The following is a 690-nucleotide window of genomic DNA, read 5'->3' as shown; positions in this document are numbered from 1 at the left end:
GCGGTAGAAATCGCCGCGGAAGGTGAAGTCGTCCTGCGTCCAGATTCCGCGAAGCGCGCGGATGAACTCTTCCGAACGGCGATAACGCTCGTCATGGTCGAGCCAGGGCTCGCCGATGGCGCGGAACTCGCCGGAGAACCAGCCCGACACGACGTTGATGGCGATACGCCCGTTGGTGAGCTGGCTGATCGTGGCGATCTGCTTGGCTGCGATGGTCGGGTTCCACGGGCCGGGCAGGAGCGCGGCGATGACCTTGAGCTTCGTGGTCACCGCCAGCAGGGCGTGGCTGAACGCCGCCGATTCGTGCTGGAACTCGGCACCGTAGCCGGCGGTGAAGCGAATCTGCGTCAGGGCGTAGTCGAACCCGGCCTCCTCCGCGATCTGGGCAAGCTTGCGGTTGTAGTCGGCATCCCAGCTGGTGCGCTGCTCGATCTTACTGATGACGAGGCCGCCGGACACGTTGGGCACCCAATAGGCGAAACGGATCGGCTCCTGGGCGAGATGGTTCGGGAGAGTCATGCATCTATCCGCGAATTCGAGACATCGTGCGGCCCAATCGATGCTGAGACCGCAAGTGAATACATTATGAAATCAAGCACACAACGAAGCCTTGCTTGCATTGTAGCTTTGGTGCGCTCAATGTCTGACGAAGATGGGGCATAGTCAAAGGAAGAGAAACACTTTTTCTTG

At 60.3% G+C, this 690-nt stretch carries 1 protein-coding gene; it reads right to left on the bottom strand.

Annotation, left to right across the window (positions count from 1 at the left end):
- On the bottom strand, nt 1-519 hold a 519-nt coding region (locus VQ03_RS30720; protein WP_048454732.1), incomplete at its 3' end, for an LLM class flavin-dependent oxidoreductase.
- Nucleotides 520-690 lie beyond the last annotated feature (171 nt).

The sequence above is a fragment of the Methylobacterium tarhaniae genome (genome assembly GCF_001043955.1).
GTDB classification, from domain to species: Bacteria; Pseudomonadota; Alphaproteobacteria; order Rhizobiales; family Beijerinckiaceae; genus Methylobacterium; species Methylobacterium tarhaniae.
The sequence above is the reverse complement of the archived record's forward strand: the minus strand, read 5'-3'. Positions and strand labels throughout refer to the sequence as shown.